Raw genomic sequence first — 25,190 nt, 5'->3', positions numbered from 1 at the left:
CCACGCCCTCTATCCCCGATTTCCCCGTAAGCCGATTTCAGGCAGGAACCCCTCATGATGGACGCCTTCGAACTTCCCCGTACCCTGGTCCAGTCCCTCCAGCGCCGTGCCGCGCAGACCCCGGACCAGGTGGCCCTGCGCTTCCTGGCCGAGTCCGCCGACGACACCGTGGTGCTCAGCTACCGTGACCTGGACCTGCGCGCCCGCACCATCGCCGCCGCCTTGCAGGCCTCGGCCGGCCCGGGCGAGCGTGCGGTGCTGCTGTTCCCCAGCGGCCCGGATTATGTCGCGGCGTTCTTTGGTTGCCTGTACGCCGGGGTGATCGCGGTGCCGGCCTATCCGCCGGAGTCCACCCGCCGTCATCACCAGGAGCGGTTGCTGTCGATCATCGCCGATGCCGAGCCAACCCTGTTGCTGACCAGCAGCGGCTTGCGCGACGCCCTGGGGCAGATCCAGGCAGCGCCGCCGTTGCTCTGCGTGGATGAACTGCACAGCGAACTCGCCGCCGATTGGGTTGCGCCACACCTGCAGGACGACGATATCGCCTTCCTGCAATACACCTCCGGCTCCACCGCCTTGCCCAAAGGCGTGCAAGTCAGCCACGGCAACCTGGTGGCCAACGAATTGCTGATCCGTCGCGGCTTTGGCATCGACCTCAACCCCGATGACGTGATTGTCAGCTGGCTGCCGCTGTACCACGACATGGGCCTGATCGGCGGTCTGTTGCAACCGATCTTCAGTGGCGTGCCGTGTGTGTTGATGTCGCCCGCATACTTCCTCGGCCGCCCCTTGCGCTGGCTGGAAGCGATCAGCCAATACCGCGGGACCATCAGCGGCGGCCCGGATTTCGCCTACCGCCTGTGCAGCGAGCGGGTCAGCGACTCGGCCCTCGAGCGCCTCGACCTGAGCCATTGGCGCGTGGCCTATTCCGGCTCCGAGCCGATCCGCCTGGACACCCTGGAACGCTTCGCCGAGAAATTCGCCCGATGCGGCTTTACCCCCAGCAACTTCTTTGCCTCCTATGGCCTGGCCGAGGCGACTCTGTTTGTCGCCGGTGGTACCCGTGGCCAGGGCATTCCGGCCTTGCGCCTGGACGAACAGGCGCTGGCCGCCAACCGGGCGGAGCCTGGGCTGGGCAGTGCGATCATGAGCTGCGGCAGCAGCCAGCCCGAACATGGGGTGCTGATCGTCGAGCCCCATACCCTGGCCGAACTGGCCGACAACTGCATCGGCGAAATCTGGGCCACCGGCCCGAGCATTGCCCACGGTTACTGGCGCAACCCCGAAGCCACCGCCAAGACGTTCGTGCAGCACGCCGGTCGCACCTGGTTGCGTACCGGTGACCTGGGCTTTATGCGCGGCGGCGAGGTGTTTATCACCGGGCGCCTGAAAGACCTGCTGATCGTGCGCGGGCACAACCTGTACCCCCAGGACATCGAGCAAACCGTCGAGCGCGAAGTGGAAGTGGTGCGTAAGGGCCGTGTCGCCGCGTTTGCGGTGAATGACCAGGGCCTGGAAGGCATCGGCATCGCCGCAGAAATCAGCCGCAGCGTGCAGAAAATCCTGCCGCCCGAGGCCCTGGTCAAAGCCATTCGCCAGGCCGTGGCCGAGGCCTATCAAGAAGCGCCGTGCGTGGTGGTGCTGCTCAATCCCGGCGCTTTGCCGAAAACCTCCAGTGGCAAGGTCCAGCGCTCGGCCTGCCGCACCCGCTTGGCCGATGGCAGCCTCGACAGCTACGCGCAGTTCCCTGGCCAGGCCGTGCAGGCGAGTGATGAGGCGCTTGCGTCGGGGTTGCAACAGCAGATCGCCGCGATCTGGTGCGAACAGTTGCAGGTCGCACAAGTGGCGGCCGATGATCACTTCTTCTTGCTCGGCGGTAACTCCATCAGCGCCACCCAGGTAGTCGCCCGCCTGCGCGAGACCCTGGGCCTGGAACTCAATTTGCGCCTGCTGTTCGAGGCGCCGGTGCTGGCTGATTTCGCCGCCAGCGTCGGCCAATTGCAACAGGACGGTGGCGTGGCCCAAGGCGCAATCAGCGCTTTGTCACGCCAGCAGGATATGCCGCAATCCCTGGCGCAGAACCGCCTGTGGATCACCTGGCAATTGGACTCGCACAGCAGCGCCTACACCATCCCCGGTGCCCTGCGCCTGCGCGGCGAGCTGGACGAAGACGCGCTGCACGCAAGCTTCGCGCAATTGGTCCAGCGCCATGAGGCGCTGCGCACACGTTTCTATGAGCGCGACGGCCAGGCCATGCAGTGTGTCGATGCCCAGCGCGAGTTTGCCGTGCAAGTCATCGACCTGCGCGACTTGCCCGTGGCCGAGCGTGAAGCCCGCGCCGCGCAGATCCGCGAGGACGAGGCGCGCACCCAGTTCGACCTGGAACAGGGCCCGCTGCTGTGGGTCACCCTGTTGCGCCTGGACGATGAAGATCATCAGTTGCTGGTGACCCTGCACCACATCATTGCGGACGGCTGGTCGCTGAATGTACTGCTCGACGAATTCTCGCGCCTCTACGCCGCCGCGTCCCAGGGCCAGGCCCTCGAGCTGCCGGCCCTGGCCGTGCAGTACGCCGACTACGGCAGCTGGCAGCGCCAATGGCTGGCCGAAGGCGAGGGCCAGCGACAGTTGGCGTACTGGCAGCAGCAACTGTCGCACGACCATCCCACCCTGAGCCTGGCCACCGACCACCCGCGCTCGGCCCAGCACCGACGCAGCGCTTCACGCTACAGCGTGCGCCTGGATGTAAGCCTCGGCGCAGCCATCCGCCAGACCGCCCAGGCCCACCAGGCCACGCCATTCGTGCTGTTGCTGGCGGCGTTCCAGAGCCTGTTGCACCGCTACAGCGGCCAGCGCGATATCCGTATCGGCGTGCCCAACGCCAACCGGGGGCGCCATGAAACCCAGGGCCTGATCGGCTTCTTTATCAATACCCTGGTGATGCGCGCCGAAGTGGATGGGCGCCTGCCGTTCAGCGAGCTGCTGGCGGCCACCCGCCTGGCAGCCACCGAGGCCCAGGCCCATCAGGACTTGCCCTTCGAACAACTGCTGGAAGCCTTCCCGCAAGCCCGTGAGCAAGGCCTGTTCCAGGTGATGTTCAACCATCAGCAGCGTGATCTCGGCGCCTTGCGCCGCCTGCCGGGCCTGCTGGCCGAAGAACTGCCATGGCACAGCCGCGAAGCCAAGTTCGACCTGCAACTGCACAGCGAAGAAGACCGCAATGGGCGCCTGAGCCTGTCGTTCGACTACGCTGACGAACTGTTCGACGCCAGCACCATCGCGCGTCTGGCCACGCATTTCGTCAACCTGTTGCAGGCGGTCTGCGCGCAACCGCAGCAGGCCGTGGGCGACCTGGCACTGTTGCAGGCCGACGAACACGCCGAGCAACGCCATTGGAGCGAGGCACCCTGCGCGCCGGCGCAGTGCCTGGTGCCGGAGCAACTCAACCAGCACACCGACGAGCGCACCGCCCTGGTCTGGCACGGCGCCAGCCTGACCTTTGGCCAACTGCACACCCAGGCCAACCGCCTGGCCCATTACCTGCGTGACAAAGGCGTCGGCCCGGACGTGTGCGTGGCGATTGCCGCCGAGCGCTCGCCGCAATTGCTGATTGGCTTGCTGGCGATCCTCAAGGCCGGCGGCGCCTATGTGCCGCTGGACCCGGACTACCCAGCCGACCGCCTGGCCTACATGCTGGCCGACAGCGGCGTGCAATTGCTGCTGACCCAGACCCACCTGCTGCACCAGTTGCCGGTGGCCGCGGGCGTGTCGGTGATCGCCATGGACAGCCTCAAGCTTGACAGTTGGCCCACCCAGGCGCCGGGCCTGCACCTCAATGCCGACAACCTCGCCTATGTGATCTACACCTCCGGCTCCACCGGCCAGCCCAAGGGCGTGGGCAATACCCATGGGGCCCTGGCGGAGCGTTTGCAGTGGATGCAGGCCACCTACCAGTTGGATGAAAGCGATGTGCTGATGCAAAAGGCACCGATCAGTTTCGACGTGTCGGTATGGGAATGCTTCTGGCCGCTGATCATTGGTTGCCGCCTGGTCCTGACCGGCCCCGGCGAACATCGTGACCCCCATCGGATTGCGCAACTGGTCCAGGAACATGGGGTGACTACCCTGCATTTTGTGCCGCCCCTGTTGCAGCTGTTTGTCGATGAGCCGCTGGCGGCCGAGTGCACCAGCCTGCGCCGGGTATTCTCCGGTGGCGAAGCCTTGCCCGCCCAATTGCGCAATCGACTCCTGGCGCTACTGCCGGCGGTGCAGTTGCACAACCGCTATGGGCCCACCGAAACCGCGATCAACGTCACCCATTGGCACTGCCAGCGTGCCGATGGCGAACGCTCGCCGATTGGCCGCCCCTTGGGCAATGTGATTTGCCGGGTGCTGGACGAGCAATTCAACCTGCTGCCCGCAGGTGTGCCGGGTGAGCTGTGCATTGGCGGCATCGGCCTGGCGCGCGGTTATCTGGGGCGTGCGGGGCTGACCGCCGAACGGTTTGTCGCCGACCCACTGGGCGCGGCCGGCGCACGTCTGTACCGCACCGGCGACCGCGTGCGCTGGGCGGCTGATGGCGTGCTGGAGTACCTCGGGCGCCTGGATCAGCAGGTCAAGCTGCGCGGGTTTCGGGTCGAACCGGAAGAAATCGAGGCGCGGTTGCTGGCCCAGGAAGGCATCGCCCAGGCGCTGGTGCTTATCCGCGACACCGCCGGCGGTGCGCAGTTGATCGGTTACTACACGGCCAGCGGCGAGTTGGATGAGCCGGACGTGAAAGCCGCCCTGGCCGCCGAGTTGCCGGAGTACATGGTGCCGGCGCAACTGATCCGCCTCGACGTCATGCCCTTGAGCCCCAGCGGTAAAGTGGACCGCCGTGCCTTGCCGGAACCGGTGTGGCAGGTGCGTGAACATGTGGAGCCGCACACCGCCCTGGAACAGCAAATCGCTGCGATCTGGCGCCAGGTCCTGGGCCTGCCGCGCATCGGCCTGCGCGACGACTTCTTTGCCCTTGGCGGCCATTCGCTGCTGGCCACGCAGATCATCTCCCGCACACGCCAGGCCTGTGATGTGGAGCTGGCGCTGCGCACCTTGTTCGAAGCCAGTGAGCTGGGGGATTTTGTCGAGCAGGTGCGGCTGATCCAGGCCAGCGGCCAACGCAACCAGCAGACCGCGATTGGCAAGGTGGACCGCCGCCAGGCGGTGCCGTTGTCCTATTCCCAGCAGCGCATGTGGTTCCTCTGGCAAATGGAGCCGGACAGCCCGGCCTATAACGTCGGCGGCATGGCGCGTTTGCGCGGGGTGCTGGATGTGGGGCGTTTCGAGGCAGCGTTGCAAGCCCTGATCATGCGCCACGAAACCCTGCGCACGACCTTCCCAAGTGTCAATGGCGTGGCCCAGCAGAAAGTCGCCGCGCAAAGCAGCGTGCGCATGAGCTGGCAGGATTTTTCGGCGCTGCACGAGGCTGAGCGTCAACAGCGCCTGCAGCAACTGGCCGATCAGGAAGCTCACAGCCCATTCAACCTGGAAACCGGGCCGTTGTTGCGCGCCTGCCTGGTCAAGGCGGGCGAGCAGGAACACTACCTGGTGCTGACCCTGCACCATATCGTCACCGAAGGCTGGGCCATGGACATCTTTGCCCGTGAACTCAGCGCGCTCTACGAAGCCTTTATCGATGAGCGCGAATCGCCCCTGGAGCCGTTGCCGGTGCAGTACCTGGACTACAGCGTGTGGCAGCGCCAATGGCTGGAGGCCGGTGAGCGCCAGCGCCAGCTCGACTACTGGACCACGCAGTTGGGCAACGAGCACCCGCTACTGGAACTGCCCGCCGACCGGCCACGCCCGGCGGTGCAAAGTCACCAGGGCGAGCTGTACCGCTTTGACCTTGGCGATGAACTCGCCGCCAAGGTGCGCGCCTTCAATGCCGAGCATGGCCTGACCCTGTTCATGACCATGACCGCGACCCTGGCGACGCTGCTCTACCGCTACAGTGGCCAGACCGACTTGCGCATCGGTGCGCCGGTGGCCAACCGCATCCGCCCGGAAAGTGAAGGGCTGATCGGTGCGTTCCTCAACACCCAGGTACTGCGTTGCCAGCTCGACGGGCAGATGCGTGTCGCTGAGTTGTTTGAGCACGTGCGTCACACCGTGATCGAAGGCCAGTCCCATCAGGACCTGCCGTTCGACCACCTGGTGGAAGCCCTGCAACCGCCGCGCAGTGCTGCGTATAACCCGCTGTTCCAGGTGATGTGCAACGTGCAGCGCTGGGAGTTCCAGCAAAGCCGGCAATTGGCCGGGATGACGGTCGAATACCTGGCCAACGACGCGCGTGCCACCAAGTTCGACCTCAACCTGGAAGTCACCGACCTCGACCATCGCCTGGGTTGCTGCCTGACCTACAGCACCGACCTGTTCGACGAGCCGCGCATTGCGCGCATGGCCGCCCATTGGTGCAACCTGCTGGAGGCGCTGATCGCCGATCCGCAACAGCGCCTGAGCGAGCTACCGCTGCTGCAAGTCGATGAACAGCGCGCCCTGCAAGACAGCCTCGGCATCGAGGCCGGCGAGCATCGTCTCGACCAGTGCATCCATCATCTGTTCAGCGCCCAGGTGCAAGCCCGTCCGGATGCGCCTGCGCTGACGTTCGCCGGCCACACCCTCAGCTACCGCGAGCTGGACAGCCGCGCCAATCGCCTGGCCTGGATGCTGCGCGAGCGTGGGGTGGGCCCGCAGGTGCGGGTCGGCCTGGCGCTGCCGCGGTCCCTGGAAATGGTCATTGGCCTGCTGGCGATCCTCAAGGCTGGTGGCGCCTATGTGCCGCTGGACCCGGAATACCCGCTGGACCGCCTGCACTACATGATCGAAGACAGCGGCATCGGCCTGTTGCTCAGCGATGCGGCGATGTTCGAGGCCCTCGGCGAGTTGCCCGCCAGCGTCAGTTGCTGGTGCCTGGAAGATGACCTGCCAGTGCTCGCCAACTACCCGGCCAGCGACCTGCCGGCGATCAGCCTGGCGCAGCATCAGGCGTACCTGATCTACACCTCCGGTTCCACCGGCAAGCCCAAGGGCGTGGTGGTGTCCCACGGTGAAATCGCCATGCATTGCCAGGCGGTGGTCGAGCGCTTTGGCATGCGCCCCGACGATTGCGAGCTGCACTTCTATTCGATCAACTTCGACGCCGCCACCGAGCGCCTGCTGGTGCCGTTGCTCAGTGGCGCGCAGGTGGTGTTGCGCGCCCAGGGTCAATGGGATGCCGAAGAAATCTGCGGGCTGATCCGTGAGCATCGCATCAATATCCTCGGTTTTACCCCAAGCTATGGCAGCCAGTTGGCGCAGTGGCTGGCCACGCAAAACCAGACCCTACCGGTGCGCATGTGCATCACCGGCGGCGAGGCGCTGACTGGCGAACACCTGCAGCGCATCCGCGCGGCGTTCCAGCCGGCGCTGTTCTTCAATGCCTATGGGCCGACCGAAACGGTGGTCATGCCCCTGGCCAGCCTGGCCCCCGAGGTGCTGGAGGAGGGTGCCGCCAGTGTGCCGATCGGCAGCATCATCGGCGCGCGCGTTGCCTACATCCTGGATGCCGACCTGGCGCTGGTGCCCCAAGGCGCGACTGGCGAGCTGTACGTGGGCGGCGCTGGCCTGGCCCAGGGTTATCACCAGCGTGCGGGCATGACCGCCGAACGTTTTGTGGCCGACCCGTATGCCGATGGCGGGCGGCTCTACCGCACGGGCGACCTGGTGCGCCAACGCGCCGATGGCCTGGTGGAGTACCTGGGGCGGATCGACCATCAGGTGAAAATCCGTGGTTTTCGCATCGAGCTGGGCGAAATCGAAACCCGCCTGCTTGAGCATGAAGCGGTCCGTGAGGCGGTGGTCCTGGCCCTGGATGCGCCGAGTGGCAAGCAACTGGCGGCGTACCTGGTCAGCGATGCCAGCGACCACACCGCCTTGCGCGAGGCACTCAAGACCCACCTCAAGGCGCAACTGCCGGACTACATGGTGCCCGCGCACCTGATGGTGCTCGACAGCATGCCGCTGACCGCCAACGGCAAGCTCGACCGCCGCGCCTTGCCGCAACCGGACCCCGATGCCAATCGGCAAGCATACGTGGCGCCGAGCAATGAGCTGGAGCTGAGCCTCGCCGCGATCTGGTGTGCGGTGCTCAACGTGCAGCAGGTCGGGCTGCACGATAACTTCTTCGAGCTGGGTGGCGATTCGATCCTGTCGATCCAGGTAGTCAGCCGGGCGCGGCAGGCGGGGATTCACTTCAGCCCCCGCGACCTGTTCCAGCACCAGACCGTGCAGGCCCTGGCCGCAGTGGCCACGCGCAGTGAGCAGATCACTGCCGAGCAAGGTGTGTTGACTGGCCCCTCGGGGATGACGCCGATCCAGCAGTGGTTCTTTGACAGCGAGATCCCGGCGCGTCAGCACTGGAACCAGGCCCTGGTGCTGGCGCCGGTGCAGGCCCTCGATCCCCGTCGCCTGGAGCAGGCGCTGTTGGCCGTGCTGGAACACCACGACGCCTTGCGCCTGAGTTTCACCCAGCGCGACGCGCAATGGCATGCCGAGCATCTGGCCGTGCCGCAAGGCGGCGTGTTGTGGCTGGCCCAGGTGACGGATATGCAGCAGTGCGAGGCGCTGTTCGCCGATGCCCAGCGCAGCCTCGACCTGGAGCACGGCCCGCTGCTGCGCGCCTTGCTGGTGGACGGGCCGATTGGCCAGCAACGCTTGCTGATCGCGATCCATCACTTGGTGGTGGACGGCGTGTCCTGGCGCGTCTTGCTTGAAGACCTGCAAAACGTCTATCGCCAATTGGGCGACGGCCAGGCGGTCAGCCTGCCGGCCAAGACCAGTGCCGTGCGCGACTGGGCCGCCCGTTTGCAGGCCTACGCCAGCAGCGAATCCCTGCGCGAAGAACTGAGCCTATGGCAGCAACAGTTGGCCGGCCCGCCGGTTGCGCTGCCGGTGGACCGGGCGCACGGCAGCCTGCGCAATCGCGACGCCGAGACGGTCAGCGTGCGCCTGGATGCCGAGCGCACCCGGCAGTTGCTGCAGCAGGCGCCGAGCGCCTATCGCACCCAGGTCAACGACCTGCTGCTGACGGCATTGGCCCGCGTGCTGTGCCGCTGGAGCGGGCATGCATCGACCCTGATCCAACTGGAAGGTCATGGCCGCGAAGCGCTGTTCGATGAAATCGACCTGACCCGCAGTGTGGGTTGGTTCACCAGCGCTTACCCGCTGCGCCTGACCCCAGTGGATATCGAGGAGGCCAGCGGGCAGGGCGCGTCGATCAAGGCGATCAAGGAGCAACTGCGTGCGGTGCCCCACAAGGGCCTGGGCTATGGCGTGCTGCGCTACCTGGCCGACAGCACTTGTCGCCAGGCCATGGCGGCGTTGCCGAGCGCTTCGATTACGTTCAACTACCTCGGGCAGTTCGACCAGAGCTTCGACAGCCAGGCGCTGTTCCACCCGCTGGACGTGTCTGCCGGCCCGGCCCATGACCCGGCCGCACCGCTGCCCAACGCCTTGAGTGTGGACAGCCAGGTGTACGGCGGCGAACTGGTGCTGCGCTGGACCTTCAGCCGCGAGCGCCACGACCACCAGACCATCAGCGAACTGGCCGATGCCTACCTGGGCGAGTTGCACAGCCTGATCGCCCATTGCCTGCGTGACGATGCCGGTGGCCTGACGCCGTCCGACTTCCCCCTGGCGCACCTGACCCAGGCGCAGCTGGATGCGTTGCCGGTGCCGGCCAGCGCCATCGAGGACGTGTACCCGCTGACGCCCATGCAGGAAGGCCTGCTGTTGCATACCCTGCTGGAGCCGGGCACCGGCCTCTATTACATGCAGGATCGCTACCGCATCAACAGCGAGCTCAACCCCGAGCGTTTTGCCCTGGCCTGGAAGGCCGTGATCGCCCGGCATGAAGCCTTGCGTGCGTCGTTCTGCTGGAACGTCGGCGAAGATATGTTGCAGGTGATCCACAAGCCCGGCAGCACGCCGATCGAGTACCTGGACTGGACCGGCACCCCGGCCGAGCAACAGGAGCCACGCCTGCAAGCCCTGCTGAAAAGCGAGCGCGAGGCCGGTTTCGATCTGCTCAACCAGGCGCCGTTCCACCTGCGCCTGATCCGCGTCGGCGAGGCTCGCTACTGGTTCATGATGAGCAACCACCACATCCTGATCGATGCCTGGTGCCGCTCGTTGCTGATGAATGACTTCTTCGATATCTACACCGCCCTGGGTGAGGGCCGCGAGGCACAACTGGCCGCGCCGCCGCGCTATCGCGACTATATTGCCTGGCTGCAACGCCAGAACCTGGACGAGGCGCGGCAGTGGTGGCAGCAGAACCTGCAAGGGTTCGAGCGCACCACACCGATCCCCAGCGACCGGCCATTCCTGCGGGAACACGCCGGCCATAGCGGCGGCATGGTGGTGGGGGACTGCTATACCCGCCTGGATGAGCGCGATGGGGCGCAATTGCGCGAGTTGGCCCAGGCTCATCAACTGACCGTCAATACCTTCGCCCAGGCGGCGTGGGCCTTGGTGCTGCGGCGCTTGAGCGGCGAGCGTGACGTGCTGTTCGGCGTCACCGTGGCCGGGCGCCCGGTGGACATGCCGCACATGCAGCGCACGGTCGGCCTGTTTATCAACAGCATCGCCCTGCGGGTCAAGTTGCCCGAGGACGATCAGCCGTGCAGCGTGCGCCAGTGGTTGAGTGGCTTGCTCGACAGCAATATGCAACTGCGCGAATACGAGTACCTGCCGCTGGTGACCATCCAGGAGCACAGCGAACTGCCCAAGGGCCAGCCGCTGTTCGACAGCCTGTTCGTGTTTGAAAACGCTCCAGTGGAAGTCTCGGTGCTGGACCGCGCGCAAAGCCTGAACGCGACCTCGGACTCGGGCCGCACCCACACCAACTTCCCGCTGACGGCGGTGTGCTACCCGGGCGATGACCTGGGCTTGCACTTGTCCTATGACCAGCGTTATTTCGATCAAAGCACCGTGCAAGGCATGCTCGCCGAGTTCAAGCGCCTGCTGTTGGCGTTGGTGCAGGGCTTCCATGGCGATATGGCCGACCTGCCGCTGATTGGCGCGCAGGAGCGTGAGTTCCTGGTGGACGCTTGCAACCAGAGCGCCCATGACTACCCGCTTGAGCGCAGCTACGTCGAACTGTTCGAGGCGCAGGTGGCGCAGCATCCGCAGCGCATTGCCGCCAGTTGCCTGGACCGGCAGTGGACCTATGCCGAGCTGAACCAGCGCAGCAATCGCCTGGGCCATGCCCTGGTCGCGGCGGGTGTCGGCCTCGACCAGCCGGTGGCGCTGCTGGCCGAGCGTGGCCTGGATCTGTTGGGCATGATCATCGGCAGCTTCAAGGCCGGTGCCGGTTACTTGCCCCTGGATCCCGGGCTGCCGAGCCAGCGCTTGAGCCGGATCATCGACCTGAGCCGCACGCCGTTGCTGGTGTGTACTGCGGCCTGCCGCGAGCAGGCGCAGGCGTTGCTCGAGGATTTTGCCTGTGGTGCGCGGCCGAAGTTGCTGGTGTGGGAGGAGTTGGCAGGTGTCGACAGCAATCCTGGGATCTACAGCGCCCCGGACAACCTCGCCTACGTGATCTACACCTCCGGCTCCACCGGGCTGCCCAAGGGCGTGATGGTCGAGCAGCGCGGCATGCTCAACAACCAATTGAGCAAGGTGCCGTACCTGCATCTGAGCGAGCAGGATGTGATCGCCCAGACCGCCTCGCAAAGCTTTGATATCTCCGTGTGGCAGTTCCTTGCCGCGCCCTTGTTTGGCGCGCGGGTGGATATCGTGCCCAACACCATTGCCCATGACCCGCAGGGCTTGCTGGCGCATGTGCAGGCCCAGGGCATCACGGTGCTGGAAAGCGTGCCGTCGCTGATTCAGGGCATGCTCGCCCAGGACCACATCAGCCTGGACGGCCTGCGCTGGATGCTGCCGACCGGCGAGGCGATGTTGCCTGCGCTGGCGCACCAATGGCTGCTGCGTTATCCGGACATCGGCCTGGTCAACGCCTACGGCCCGGCGGAATGCTCGGATGACGTGGCGTTCTTCCATGTCGACCTGGCCTCGACCCGTGGCACCTACCTGCCGATTGGCACGCCGACCGACAACAACCGTTTGTACTTGCTCGACGGCGCGCTGGAGCTGGTGCCGCAAGGTGCGGTGGGCGAGCTGTGCGTGGCGGGCACCGGGGTCGGGCGCGGTTATGTCAGCGATCCGCTGCGCACCGCCCAAGTGTTTGTGCCGGATCCGTTTGGCGCGCCGGGCGAACGCCTGTACCGCAGCGGCGACCTGGCGCGGCGGCGCAGTGATGGGGTGCTGGAGTACGTCGGGCGTATCGACCATCAGGTGAAGATTCGCGGCTACCGCATCGAACTGGGTGAAATCGAGGCGCGCCTGCATGAGCAGCCCGAGGTGCGTGATGCGGCGGTGGGCGTGCAGGAGGGGGTCAATGGCAAACACCTGGTGGGTTACCTGGTGGCGAGCGATGCCAGCCTTAACCCTGGCGAGCGCCTGGACCGCATCAAGCAGCGCCTGCGCAGCGAACTGCCGGAGTACATGGTGCCGTTGCACTGGCTGTGGCTGGAGCGCCTGCCCCTGAACGCCAACGGTAAGCTCGACCGCAAGGCCCTGCCGGCCCTGGAGATTGGCCAGTTGCACAGCCAGGACTACCTCGCGCCGCGCAGCGAACTGGAGCAGACCCTGGCCACGATCTGGGCCCAGGTGCTGAAGGTCGAGCAGGTGGGCGTGCTGGATAACTTCTTCGAGCTGGGTGGGCACTCGCTGCTGGCCACGCAAATCGCCTCGCGGGTGCAGAAGAGCCTGCAACGGGATGTACCGCTGCGGGCGATGTTCGAATGCAGCACGGTGGCAGAACTGGCGACGTACATCGAGGGCTTGGCGGCCCATGATATCAGCGCCGGCACAGTGGACCGGCTGAGTGATTTGATGGCTGAGCTGGAGGGGCTTTAAGCCGGCAAAGGCGGCGCCCGCAGATGCTGCGGGCGTTCCGCCGTTGGTCGGTTATGCGCATTGTCGGCGTGTGAACTGTCAATTCTGACAGTAGGCAAGGCTTGTATTCCAAGCGTTAGATAACAGCAGTTTTTGGCCTGGCGGTCAGGCCTGCTGGTTAACTTTCCCTGGACTGGAGGTCCTGTCATGGTTAAAAAAACTGCGCCCCAAAGTTCGTCACCGGCCGCTGCCCAGCCCCTTGTTGAAGCCACCGTCGAATTACCCTATCCGCAGATTCAATACGCCGCCAACAACAACATCCTGTATCCCATCGACGCCATCGACGGCACGCGCGCAACTATTGCATTTGCCGGGATGGGCGCGACACCGGTGACGTTGTACTGGGCCATCCGGGATCAGGACGAGCCGGTGTTCGAGCCGATTGTGCGAACAGGCAGTACCACTGGCAGCATTGACATTCCCATTCCATGGCAGTGGGTCAGTACCTGCATCGGGCATACCGTGTTGATCTGGTACACAGCGTCTGTGGGCGGTCAACTCAAGCAGTCGCTGGTGCTGGAACTGGAGGTCCAACAGATCCGCGAGCAGGACCTCCAGGCATCGCTGCCGGTGTTTGCCCATGCGCAATACATCCATAGCACCTGGCAACTGGATATGAAGGCATTCAGCGGCGATGAGACCATCAGGGTCAAGGCGTGGCCGATGATCCAGGCCGGGCAGCGGCTGTTTATCAATGTAGCAGGCGATCAGCACAAGCCGCCGTTCGCGTTTAGCTGGGTCGCTCGGGACCATGTGGTGACGGCCGCCGAGGCCATTGCCGGGCATATCTTTGAGTTCAAGCTCGCGCGCAGTTGGATGGCACGGCGCGAGGACTACTCGGCCCTGACCATCCACATGGCCGTGATCTTTGATGGCACCTCACCCCAGCCGCCGGTGCCGGTTGATCCGATCTACGAAACCCAGCTTCCGGAAAACGCCCACGAGTTTCATCCCCGTACAACCGTGCTGTTGTTTGTGGATGCGTCGTTGCACTTGCCCGAACCGAAATTGGTCGAGGCGCAAGGCCAGGCTGAGGTGGACCCGCTCAAATTGCTGGAGGGCGCAACGGTACGTGTCTGTTACGAGGATATGCGCAGCACTGACAGTATCTCCCTGTGCTGGGAATCGACCCACGGCGATTGTGCCCCTATCCCCCCACAGAACGGTATGGACGAAGGCTGTATCGACTTCCATATCCCGCCGCAGTTCGTGGGTATGCGCCTGGATAACTTCGCGAATTTCAGCTACACCGTGACCCGTGATGGCGGCGAGCAAGCGTCGCCTGATGGCGTGGTCTGGATCCCGCTGCCGTCCAACCTGCCCCGGCCGCAGATCCTCGAAGCCCCGTTCAACAGCCTGGACCTTGGGCAGATGTGCTGTGATGACCCGGTCACGATCCATGTTGCGCCTTGGCCATTTATCGGCACCACGCAACGTGTGCAGCTGTATATCGGTGGTGTCTACCCGGATGGCTCAAAAGCCCGGCTGTACCTTTTTGACGGGGAGCCGGTCAGTGAAGAGGAGATTCGCAACGGTTGGACCCGGACCTTGCCCCGGGCCGAACTGGCGGCGCTCAAGCATGACAGCGAGTTGTACATCCTGTTCAGCGTTGAGTTTCTGCCACCCAGGGATTCGCGGCCGGTCTATCGTGCGTTTCCTTCGCTGCTGGTGAACCTGCTCACCGAACCGCACCTGGAGTTGCCCAAGCCCCATCTTGTCGAGGCGGTGGACTGCGGCGCCGACGGCTGGATCGTCAACCCGGTGAACACGCAGGACGGCGCGCATATCCAGGTGGCGTACGAGCGTATGTGCCCGGGGGATATGGTTTGCCCCACGTTCATCGGCACGCCTGGGCCTGGGTCGCCGGGGCTGGAGTGTCGCGTTGTGGCGCAGGGGGAGCAGAGCCTGGTATTCGCCGTTGCGCCGTCGGCGATCAGCGCCAACCTGCGCCAGCAGATATTGCTGGGCTACAGCGTGTCACGTGTGTGTGGCGGCGAATGGGAGTCGCCGCCACAAAAGGTGCATGTCCTGGATATCAGCGGCCTGCCCAACCTGGCGGTGGAACAGGCGACGGGCAGCACCCTGGACCTCAGTACATTCGGCGGCGATGCTAGCGCAACGGTGGTTGCCTGGCCCTATATTGCCCTGGGCCAGCCCTGCTGGTTGTGGGTGACCGGAGAGTTGGAAGACGGCAGCCCATATAGCTTTGAGGTGCTGGAGGGGGTACCGGTCACCGAGCAGTGGTTGACCGGTGTGGAGGCGCCGTTACCGCGCCACGAGCTGCAAAAACTGGCGGATTGCAGCGCCTTTGAAGTGCATTTTGCGGTGAATTTCAACGGCCAGCTGGACAAGGACAGTGCCCACAGATTCCCGGTATTGCCTCTGGACATCGCACAGGAGGGGCTGGAGCTCAAGGCGCCCACGGTGTGCGAAGCGGTGGGCACCCAGCTCACGGTTTACAACGGCCGGGATGGCGTGACGGTGCGCGTGGCCTACGCGCTGATCAACCCTAGTCATACAATCAGTGTGTGCTGGACGCGCACAGACGGTACTTGCCTACCACTGATGTCGAAGCCTGGCAGCAGTGATCCAGGCTACGTGGATTTCCATATTCCCCGGGAAGCAGTGATCCATGGGATCGGCAAGACGGTGAAGATCAACTACACCGTCACCAGTCTGTGCAAGGTGGCAACTTCCCCGGACCTCGACCTGCAGATTAGTGTGCCCGTACGTTTGCCGACGCCGGTGGTGCCGCAGGCTACCAACAACATTCTGGATTTGCGCACTTTCAGCGCCGATGCGGACATTACCGTGCAACCCTGGTGGTTTATCTTGCCGAACCAGAGAGTCTGGCTGCGCGGGATTGGGACCAGGGAGGATGGCAGCCCGTACATTTTTAATGTTTACCTGGGCAAGGTCGTGACGGAGGCAGAAGTCAGCGTCGGGCTCAAGCAAGCGTTGAGGCGAATCGAGCTTGAGCTTTTGAAGGATCTCAGCACCTTGACGTTCACCTGCAAAGTCACTGCTGATGGAAGCAGCCAGGAAAGTACGGCGGTGGTGTTTCCGGCGTTGCAGCTGCTGTTAAGTAAGGCATTCTCCGACCACACCGACTTCGATCCTGCCGGCAAAGGCTGGAATGGCTGGAACAGAGGACCCGGTGCCACCAATCCTGGCGATCTGGTGCTCAAGCTAGGTGCTGTGCCTGGAGCGGCGAACGGGTATTACTTGCAGGACTGGGGGTACACCGATACCAGCGATCCAGCCACGCAGCGTGTGAAACTGTTCAAGGACTTCAGCGGGCTGCAGGTGGGGCGTTCCTATCGGTTCAGTGCGTGGATCCGTGATATTCCGCTGTTAGTGAACAGGCCGCGCTTGATCCTCACGGCCCAGGGGGTGCCAATCTCAGCGGAAATGTTACCTCCTGCCACTTGGTACTTGCTCCAGGGCGTGTTCCAGGCCAAGGCCGCTACGGTGCGGCTCACCTTGGACAACCTGCAGATGGGGGGGGGGACCGGGCAATGACTACGACGTGACTGGCTTGACTGTGACAGAGATGTAAGCTGCGCAACAAGGCCTCCAACCGTTGGAGGCCTTGTCCGGCCAGCGTCGAGCGATTACTTCGGGCCGAGGATTTTCCCCAGTTTATCCGGCGACGGCGCCCCTTGCTGTTGCTGCAACTGGCCTTTGTCATCCAGGTAGAAAATCGCCGGGGTGGCCGACAATTCCAGCTCTTCCATCAACTTCATATTGGCATCGAGCTTGGCCTGGATCTCGGCCGGGATCTTGGCCAGGGCCTTGAGCTTGCTGGCTTTGCCCGCAGACTCATGTTCTTGCAGGGCCTGGGCCGTGTCTTTACTGGCCAGCAGCGCCGCCGATTTGCCGGGGCTGTCCTCGCGGATGATCCCGACCATGATGTGGCGCAACTGCACCTTGCCGGCCTTGACCCAGGGCCGCGCCTGTTCCCAGAACATGTTGCAGTACGGGCAGTTGGGGTCGCTGAACAGGTAGACGGTGCGCGGCGCGTTTTTATCGCCATCCTGGATCCAGCTGCTCTGTTCCATCTTGGCCCAGATTTCCTTGGCCATCGGCGCGTAGACCAGTTTTTCCAGGGGCGCGGTGCTCAGGTCATTGCCCTTGGCGTCGTACAGGTTGCCGGCCAGCACGTGCTGGCCGTCGGCGGTCAGGTACAGCGCCATGCCACGGTTCTGGTACTGCGCGGCATAGCCCTTGAGCCCGCCCGGTGCATCGAAGCTGCCGATGATCTTGGCGCCCTTGGCTTCGATCTGTTTGATCGGCGCCGGCCATTCTTCGGCGTGGGCGAGGTTGGCGGCGAGTGCCAGGGGCAGCAGGGTCAGCAGGTGGCGGAGGCGGGGCATAAGGGTTTCCTTGAAGGGGCCGTCTTGGCGGCGGTCGAGTCCGTGGGGTCGAAATATTCCATGGCGCGGGCCAGGCTGGCCTGGGACAGCTCGCCCAGGTGGCTGTTGATCAGCCGGCCATCGGCTTGATAGAAGAGCGTGGTCGGCAGCGCCATCGAACCCACGGCTTGGCCCAGGCGGCCACTGGCGTCGAACAGGACGTTGTCCAGGTTCAGGCCCTGGGTGGCCAGGTAGGTGCTGACGCTTTGCATGCTTTCGGCCTGGTTGACGAACAGGAAGGTCACGTCAGGCCGTTGTTTCTGGGCGTTTTCCAGCACCGGCATTTCCCGCCGGCAGGGCGGGCACCAGGTGGCCCACAGGTTGATCACCAACGGGCCGCCCTGGTAGTCGGCCAGTTGCACGGTTTCGCCATCGGCGTTGCGCAGGGCGATATCCGGCAGGCGCGTACCTTTTTCATAGATGTTCAACGAGAAACTGGCCAGCGCCCAGAACGCCAGGCCACTGACCACGCCGGCGGTCAACGGCTTGCGCAGGGCCGGGCGGCGCCAGCTCCAGAGCAGGGCGGCGATGATCAGCACGATCACCCCCGGCCAGACGAGAAAACCGCCGTCGCGCAGGTCGACGATTTGTAGCGGGTCATCGCGGTAGTACGACCAGTACATCAATACAAAACCGATGCGCGCGCTGAGCATGCCCAGCAGGAACAGGCTGAACAGCACCGACTCGGGGTTCTCGCCGCCACGCTTGGCCACGCGCCAGCCCACCACTGTGGCGAGGACCAGCGCACTGATCAGCAGCAGATGGTTCAAGGCAATGGCAAAGGTGCCGATGGTCAAGGTCAGCATCAGGGTGCGTCCCGGGTCTGGGTCCAGCGTTGCAGGAAGGCTGCGGCGTCCACTTCGCCAGTGATGCGCTGGGCGCGGCGCTCTGCACCGTCCGGGCCGATCCACACAAAGCTCGGTGGGCCGGGGACTTTGTAGCGGCCCAGCAGCTCACGGCTGGCGGCGTTGTCGGCGGTGACGTCCAGGCGCAGCAGGCGCACGTTTTTCAGGGCCTCCATGACTTCGGGTTTACCGAACACCTGTTTTTCCATGATCTTGCACGACACACACCAGTCGGCGTAGTAGTCCAGCAGCACCCATTGGCCCTGGGCCTTGGCGCTGTCGAGCTGGGTTTGCAGGGCTGACGGGTCGTTGATGGTGGTAAAGCTGTCATGGGCGGTCGGCGCGCCGGCCACCGGCGAGCCACCGAACACCTTGAGCGGTTGCCACAGGTCATCGCTGCCACCGGCTGCGCCGATCACCAGGATCGCGCCCCACAGGCCCAGGACCAGGGAACCTGCGCCCAGTGCCTTGGCGACCAGCCCGTACTCGCGGGCCAGGCTCCAGCCGCAGTAGGCCATCACCAGTGCCAGCACGCCCCACAGGCCGAGCCACAGGCTTTCGTCGACGACCGGGCGGATCATCAACACGGCGGTCGCGAGGAACAGGAAGCCAAACACGCCCTTGAGCACATTCATCCAGGTGCCTGGCTTGGGCAGGAAGCGATTGCCCACCGTCACCAGCAACAGCAAGGGCACGCCGATACCGATGCCCATGGCAAACAGGATCAGGCCGCCGTGCACGGCATTGCCGCTTTGTGCGATGTAGAGCAGGGCGCCGGCCAGGGGCGCGGTCATGCACGGGCCTACCAGCAGGCCGGACAAGGCCCCGAGCACGCCGGCGCCGACCAGGCTGCCGCCGTTTTGCCGACGGCTGGCGTTGTCCAGGCGATCGCGCAGGAAGGCCGGCAGTTGCAGTTCAAAGAAGCCGAACATTGGCAGGGCGAGGATCACAAACAGCGCGGCGAAACTGCCGAGGATCCACGGGGTTTGCAGCAGCGCAGCCAGGTTGCTGCCGGCCAGCGCGGCCAGTACGCCGAGGGCGGCATACACCAGCGCCATGCACACCACATAACTGGTGGCCAGGGCAAAACCACGGCGTGGGCTGGCACCGCTGCCCACTACCAGGCCGGCGAGGATCGGCAGCATCGGCAGCGAACACGGGGCAAACGCCAGCAGCAGGCCCAGGCCGAAGAACACCAGCAGGCTCCAGCCCAGGCTGCGTTGTTGCAGGCCGCTGGCCAGGCTTTCATCCTGGGCCTCGGCGGTGGCGGCCACGGCGGGGTTGCCGCCCAGGTCGACGGTGAGCGATTGCGGCGGGTAGCACAGGCCGGCATCGGCGCAGCCCTGCCAGCCCAGCTTGATCTTGCCGGTGGCGCCGGCCGGGAGCTTCACTTCCAGGCCCTGGCGGTACACCTGTTGCTCGCCGAAGAACTCGTCGCTGTGGGCCTCGCCCTGGGGCAGCACGGGCTGTTCGGCCAGGCCCTCGAATTTCATGCGTTGCTGGTACAGGTAATAACCGTCGGCAATCTGCCAATACAGCTGGGTTTCACCGGAAGCCAGGCGCTCGGAGGTAAAGGTGAAGGCCTTGCCTACCGGCAGGAACTCGGCTTTGGTCTCGAACGGATTGTTGCCAGGCGCGGCCTGGGCCAATCCGGTGAACAACACCAACAGGAAGATAAACAGATGCCGCATGGTCAAGCCTTAGTTCGATGCAAGTGGGCACACAATGTGTGGCGCTGATTAACCGATGATTAACCGGGCTATTCTAGAGTGTAGGGATTTTCAAGGCGCGCATCTTTTGCCGGCATAATGCGTGCTTAATCCGCCCTCCTTTAAATCAGCATTTTTGCAAAGGGTTCAGCATGCACGTACTGGTCTGTGAAGACGATGACCTGATTGCCAGTGGCATCGTTGCCGGTCTCGGCGCCCAGGGCTTTACGGTCGAGCGCGTAGCCACGGCCGCGGCGGCGCGGGCGATGCTCAAGGCGGCGGAGTTCGACATCATGGTGCTCGACCTCGGCCTGCCGGATGAAGACGGCCTCAAATTGCTGCAGCAACAGCGCAGTGCGGGGCTGGAGATCCCGGTGCTGATCCTCACCGCGCGCGACTCGGTGACCAACCGCGTCGACGGCCTGCAAGCCGGTGCCGACGATTACCTGCTCAAGCCCTTCGACCTGCGCGAGCTGGCTGCACGCTTGCAAACCCTGTTGCGCCGGGTGGCCGGGCGCAGCGTCAACCTGATCGAGCATGGCCGGCTGAGCTACAACCCCAGCAGCCGCGAAACCTTGCTCGGCGGCCAGCCGGTGGACTTGTCTCGCCGCGAACAGGCCCTGTTGCAGGCATTGCTGCACAACCGTGGCCGGGTGCTGTCCAGCGAGCAGCTCAAGGACAGCGTCTACGGGTTCAACGATGAACTGGAAAGCAACGCCCTCAACGTGCATATCCACCACCTGCGCCGCAAGTTGGGCAACGGTATTGTCGAGACCGTGCGCGGTCTGGGCTACCGCCTGGGCCCGGCGGATACTGGAGACGACGCCTCGTGATGAGCCTGCGCCTGCGTCTGACCTTCAAGCTGGGCGCCGCTTTTGTGCTGATCTGGGCGCTGGCGGCGGCCTGGATGCTCAACGACCTGCGCAACCAGATGATGTTTTCCCTGGACCAGCGCCTGGTGGCCTCGGCGCGCATGGTGGCCGGGCTGATGGAGCAGATGCCGGGCCTGGCCAGCGTGGGCGAGGGCAAGCGTTTTGGCGCCGAACAACTGAATGTGCCCGGTGGCATGGCGTGCCAGGTCAGCTCGTTGCGGGGTGAAGTGCTGGCCCGCAGCCACACCACGCCGGATCAGGGGTTGGAATCGCGGCAAAGTGGCTTTCGCGACCAGATCATCGACGGCGCTGCCTGGCGCAGCTTTACCCTGGCCCGGGGTGATTTGTTCATCACCACCGCCGACCGTCAGGTGGAGCGCGAGGCGCTGAACATGTCGATCCTGCTGGCGGCCTCAGTGCCGGTGGGCGTGGCCTTGCTGGGTTGCCTGTGCCTGTTGTGGCTGGGGATCGGCCAGAGCCTGGTGCCGCTCAACCGCATGCGCGATGCCTTGATGCGGCGCAGTGCCGACTCCCTTGAGCCGTTGCAGATTCACCCGTTGCCCAGCGAGCTCAAGCCGCTGCTCGACACCCAGAACCAACTGTTGCAACGCATCGCCAAGACCATCGAGCGCGAGCGCCGGCTGACCGGCGATGCCGCTCACGAGCTGCGCAGCCCGCTTACGGCCATCAAGACCCACCTGCAAGTGGCACGCATGACCGACGGCGCCGCCCGCGATCAATCCCTGGCCCATGCCGAGGAGGGCGCCGACCGCCTGCATCGCACCCTTGAGCAGTTGCTGCTGCTGGCGCGGGTCGAGGGCAGCCTGTCGTTTGATGACGGTTTGCAGTCCAGTGCCGAACAGGTGGCGCGCCTGGCGATCCAGGACGCCAACGCCGGCGACAACCGCCGCATCGACCTGATCCTGCCGGACAACCTGCCCCAGGATCCGGTGGAAATGCCCGTGGGCCTGGCGGTGGCGGCCTTGCGTAACCTGCTGGATAACGCCCTGCGCCATACCCCGGCCGATACGCGGGTGGAGTTGAGCGTGTTCACCCTGGGCAATCAAGTGGTGTTTCGCGTGCGCGACCATGGCGCGCCGATCTCCAGCGAAGACCTGCAACACCTGACCCAGCGTTTCTGGCGCAATGGCAACAGCGGCGGTTGTGGCCTGGGCCTGGCCATCGTGCAGGCGATTGTCCAGCGATGCTCTTGTTCCCTGGCTTTCGACAGCCAGCCCGACGGCCTGCGGGTCGACCTGGGGATGCCGCTGCGGCGCTGATCCTTGCTTGCATACACATAACTACCGCCATCCTGGGGCCCGACGCTTCAGGATGGCGGCAATTTTTGTGTTTGCAGGTTTGCCGGCTGAATGACTCAGCCTGTATTGAAAAGGACAGCGCCTATGTTGGTCATCGATTCCACTTATCCAGCCAAAGATTTTAATCAACGCAATGGCGAAGCCGTGCGCCAGGTGGTGGTGCATTACACCGCCGCGCCCTTTGCCTCCTCCCTGCGCACCCTGACGCAGCAGGGTGTCAGTGCCCATTACCTGTTGCCCGACCCCCATGAGGCCAGCTATCGAAGTGCCGGCTACGACGAATTGCGGGTGTTCCAACTGGTGGATGAACGCCAGCGCGCCTGGCATGCAGGCGCCAGTCATTGGGCGGGTCGCGATAACGTCAACAGTCGCTCCATCGGCATCGAGATCGTCAACCTGGCCCGCGATGAGGGTGGGGTGTTTACCTTTCCTGCCTATGATCCGCAGCAGATCGCCGTGCTGATCGCGCTGCTGCGCGACATTTGCGCCCGTCATCCGCAGATCGGCGCCACCGATATCGTCGGCCATTCGGATGTGGCGTTCTGGCGCAAGAGTGACCCGGGGCCACGCTTGCCCTGGCACGGTTTATTCGAAGCGGGCATTGGCGCCTGGTTCGATGCACAGGCCAAAAGTGCCTATGAGCGGCGCTTTCGCATGGGGTTGCCCCAGGAGGTGGAGGTCGAACGGGCCTTCCAGCGCTACGGCTACGCCCCGGCGAAAAACCGCCAGGCGTTCCAGCAGCGCCTGCGTGCGTTCCAGATGCACTTCCGGCCCGCCGATTATCGTGGGCAACTGGATATCGAGACCTGCGCGATTCTGTATGCACTGAATGAAAAGTACACCAGTGCCGGCGAGTGACCGGCCATTTGCCGGTTTTTCACTGAGCCGGGTGTAAATCCTCACGCCGCTGAAGCGTTTCCAGAACAGGAAATCCGTGCGCACGCCCTTTGGGGGCCAGACGTCAACGGGTTGGCAGTTTGGTCACCATCATCAGCGTATTGAGGGATCTAGAGATGTCAGTCGCTACCAGTCGCATTGAAGATTTGCAGGTGTCGGCCAGCCCGACGCCTGCGGAAGCGCTTTACCAGTTCGATGAATCGCCGCTGCTGGCCCGCCAGCGCCAGCAGGAATCCAATGCCCGCAGCTACCCACGGCGCATTCCCCTGGCGCTCAAGCGGGCCAAGGGTATTTATGTCGAGGACGTTGAAGGTCGCAGCTTCATCGACTGCCTGGCCGGAGCCGGCACGTTGGCGCTGGGGCACAACCACCCGGTGGTGATCGAGGCGATCCAGCAGGTGCTGCTCGACGAGTTGCCGCTGCATACCCTGGACTTGACCACGCCGGTCAAGGACCAGTTTGTGCAGGACCTGTTCGGCCTGCTGCCAGCGGAACTGGCGCGGGAGGCGAAGATCCAGTTTTGCGGCCCCACCGGCACCGACGCGGTGGAAGCCGCGCTGAAACTGGTGCGTACCGCCACGGGGCGCAGCACGGTGTTGTCGTTCCAGGGCGGTTATCACGGCATGAGCCAGGGCGCATTGAGCCTGATGGGCAGCCTGGGGCCGAAAAAGCCGTTGGGCGCCTTGCTGGCCAATGGCGTGCAATTCTTGCCATTCCCTTATGACTACCGCTGCCCGTTCGGCCTGGGTGGGGCAGAGGGAGTCAAGGTCAACCTGCACTACCTGGAAAACCTGCTCAACGACCCGGAGGCCGGCGTTTTGCTGCCGGCGGCGGTGATCGTCGAAGTGGTGCAGGGCGAAGGCGGCGTGATCCCGGCCGACCTCGACTGGCTGCGCGGCCTGCGACGCATTACCGAGCAGGCCGGCGTGGCGTTGATCGTCGACGAGATCCAGAGCGGTTTCGCTCGCACCGGCAAGATGTTTGCCTTTGAACATGCCGGCATTGTTCCGGATGTGGTGGTGTTGTCCAAAGCCATTGGTGGCAGCTTGCCGCTGGCGGTGGTGGTGTATCGCGAGTGGCTCGACACCTGGCTGCCGGGCGCCCATGCCGGGACCTTCCGCGGCAATCAGATGGCCATGGCGGCCGGCTCGGCGGTGATGCGCTACCTCAAGCAACATAACGTCGCCGACCACGCGGCGGCCATGGGCGAGCGCCTGGCTGAACACCTGCGCATCCTGCAGCGGGACTTCCCGCAACTGGGGGATATCCGCGGGCGCGGCCTGATGCTCGGGGTAGAGCTGGTCAACCCCAACGGCACGCTCGACGTCCAGGGCCACCCGCCGGTCCATCGGCAATTGGCGCCGCTGGTGCAACGCGAATGCCTCAAGCGCGGGTTGATCCTGGAGCTGGGCGGGCGCCATGGCGGCGTGGTGCGTTTCCTGCCGCCGCTGGTCATCACCGGGGCAGAAATCGACCGCGTGGCAGAGATCTTCGGTCGGGCTTTGGCGGCGGCTGTGGCGAGCCTCTAATTTTCCTGCACCGCTATACGTTCCTACATACATCAGCCACGCGCAGTGCGTGGCAGCCTTTAAGTGACGGAGAACCGCAATGACCTCAGTATTTGACCGCGAAGACATCCTGTTCCAGGTGGTGGTCAACCATGAAGAACAGTACTCCATCTGGCCCGACTACAAGGCCGTGCCAGAAGGCTGGCGCACCGTGGGTAAAAGCGGGATGAAGAAAGAGTGCCTGGCCTATATCGAAGAAGTCTGGACTGATATGCGCCCGCTGAGCTTGCGCCAGAAGATGGATGCGCAGGTTGTTGCTGGCTGAACACAAGCAAATGTGGGAGCTGGCTTGCCTGCGATGGTCGTTAACGATGACGAATGAATACCAGATACTCTGATGTGTTCTTTCGGGCGTCATCGCAGGCAAGCCAGCTCCTACAGGGGAATGCAGCTTCGCGCTCTGGCTTTGCTGTTGTTGCTCTGTTTTTGATCTGGCTTTTGATCTTAGGCGCCCCGTTAAACCACGCTGGCCGCAGGCAGGTATTGCGCAGTGGGCACCCCGGCATGGATGCCGGGGTAGCCGCGAC

Annotated in this window: 10 protein-coding genes; 7 read left to right on the top strand and 3 right to left on the bottom strand. The window is 64.3% G+C overall.

What is annotated here, in order from left to right:
- Positions 1-54 precede the first annotated feature (54 nt).
- A complete protein-coding gene (locus HBO05_RS20905) occupies positions 55-12,999 on the top strand; it encodes a non-ribosomal peptide synthetase (RefSeq protein ID WP_172313930.1) in 12,945 nt (4,314 codons plus the stop codon).
- A gap of 186 nt (positions 13,000-13,185) precedes the next feature.
- A complete protein-coding gene (locus HBO05_RS20900; RefSeq protein ID WP_172313928.1) occupies positions 13,186-16,560 on the top strand; it encodes a hypothetical protein in 3,375 nt (1,124 codons plus the stop codon).
- Between the two features lie 92 nt (positions 16,561-16,652).
- Here the strand turns inward: HBO05_RS20900 and dsbG are convergent, their stop codons facing one another.
- Genes dsbG through dsbD form a run of 3 tightly spaced genes read right to left on the bottom strand, consistent with a single transcriptional unit; the run spans position 16,653 to position 19,989 of the window.
- Positions 16,653-17,414 (bottom strand): thiol:disulfide interchange protein DsbG, encoded by a 762-nt coding sequence (gene dsbG / locus HBO05_RS20895; protein ID WP_169952544.1) that lies wholly within the window; start codon positions 17,412-17,414, stop codon positions 16,653-16,655.
- A complete protein-coding gene (locus HBO05_RS20890) occupies positions 17,390-18,259 on the bottom strand; it encodes a TlpA disulfide reductase family protein (protein ID WP_170042838.1) in 870 nt (289 codons plus the stop codon). Before HBO05_RS20890 ends, dsbG begins: the two co-directional genes overlap by 25 nt.
- Positions 18,259-19,989, bottom strand: a complete 1,731-nt coding sequence (dsbD, locus tag HBO05_RS20885) for a protein-disulfide reductase DsbD (protein ID WP_172313926.1) — start codon at positions 19,987-19,989, stop codon at positions 18,259-18,261. Before dsbD ends, HBO05_RS20890 begins: the two co-directional genes overlap by 1 nt.
- 170 nt (positions 19,990-20,159) lie before the next feature.
- On the opposite strand from dsbD, the gene HBO05_RS20880 reads away from it, so the two are divergent.
- The 5 genes from HBO05_RS20880 to HBO05_RS20860 all read left to right on the top strand — a co-directional run bounded on the left by HBO05_RS20880 (position 20,160) and on the right by HBO05_RS20860 (position 24,928).
- The gene (locus HBO05_RS20880) at positions 20,160-20,840 is read left to right on the top strand and encodes a response regulator (protein ID WP_169952538.1); all 681 of its coding nucleotides are present in this window, start codon (positions 20,160-20,162) and stop codon (positions 20,838-20,840) included.
- On the top strand, positions 20,840-22,159 hold the full coding sequence (locus tag HBO05_RS20875; RefSeq protein ID WP_172313924.1) for an ATP-binding protein: 1,320 nt from the start codon (positions 20,840-20,842) through the stop codon (positions 22,157-22,159). Before HBO05_RS20880 ends, HBO05_RS20875 begins: the two co-directional genes overlap by 1 nt.
- 123 nt (positions 22,160-22,282) lie before the next feature.
- Complete coding sequence (locus HBO05_RS20870) at positions 22,283-23,056, top strand: N-acetylmuramoyl-L-alanine amidase (protein WP_172313922.1); 774 nt, start codon at positions 22,283-22,285, stop codon at positions 23,054-23,056.
- A gap of 155 nt (positions 23,057-23,211) precedes the next feature.
- Positions 23,212-24,624, top strand: a complete 1,413-nt coding sequence (locus tag HBO05_RS20865) for an aspartate aminotransferase family protein (RefSeq protein WP_169952533.1) — start codon at positions 23,212-23,214, stop codon at positions 24,622-24,624.
- A 79-nt stretch (positions 24,625-24,703) separates the two neighbouring features.
- Positions 24,704-24,928, top strand: coding sequence for an MbtH family protein (locus tag HBO05_RS20860; RefSeq protein ID WP_032862749.1), 225 nt, complete (start codon positions 24,704-24,706; stop codon positions 24,926-24,928).
- The last annotated feature ends 262 nt before the right edge of the window (positions 24,929-25,190 follow it).

It is taken from the genome of Pseudomonas sp. WS 5079 (genome assembly GCF_012985465.1).
Classification (GTDB): Bacteria; Pseudomonadota; Gammaproteobacteria; order Pseudomonadales; family Pseudomonadaceae; genus Aquipseudomonas.
The sequence above is the reverse complement of the archived record's forward strand: the minus strand, read 5'-3'. Positions and strand labels throughout refer to the sequence as shown.

Coding starts and splice junctions, on each gene's coding strand:
- HBO05_RS20905 (WP_172313930.1), top strand. CDS start 55: ATGATGGACGCCTTCGAACTTCCCCGTACCCTGGTCCAGTCCCTCCAG.
- HBO05_RS20900 (WP_172313928.1), top strand. CDS start 13,186: ATGGTTAAAAAAACTGCGCCCCAAAGTTCGTCACCGGCCGCTGCCCAG.
- dsbG (WP_169952544.1), bottom strand. CDS start 17,414: ATGCCCCGCCTCCGCCACCTGCTGACCCTGCTGCCCCTGGCACTCGCC.
- HBO05_RS20890 (WP_170042838.1), bottom strand. CDS start 18,259: ATGCTGACCTTGACCATCGGCACCTTTGCCATTGCCTTGAACCATCTG.
- dsbD (WP_172313926.1), bottom strand. CDS start 19,989: ATGCGGCATCTGTTTATCTTCCTGTTGGTGTTGTTCACCGGATTGGCC.
- HBO05_RS20880 (WP_169952538.1), top strand. CDS start 20,160: ATGCACGTACTGGTCTGTGAAGACGATGACCTGATTGCCAGTGGCATC.
- HBO05_RS20875 (WP_172313924.1), top strand. CDS start 20,840: ATGAGCCTGCGCCTGCGTCTGACCTTCAAGCTGGGCGCCGCTTTTGTG.
- HBO05_RS20870 (WP_172313922.1), top strand. CDS start 22,283: ATGTTGGTCATCGATTCCACTTATCCAGCCAAAGATTTTAATCAACGC.
- HBO05_RS20865 (WP_169952533.1), top strand. CDS start 23,212: ATGTCAGTCGCTACCAGTCGCATTGAAGATTTGCAGGTGTCGGCCAGC.
- HBO05_RS20860 (WP_032862749.1), top strand. CDS start 24,704: ATGACCTCAGTATTTGACCGCGAAGACATCCTGTTCCAGGTGGTGGTC.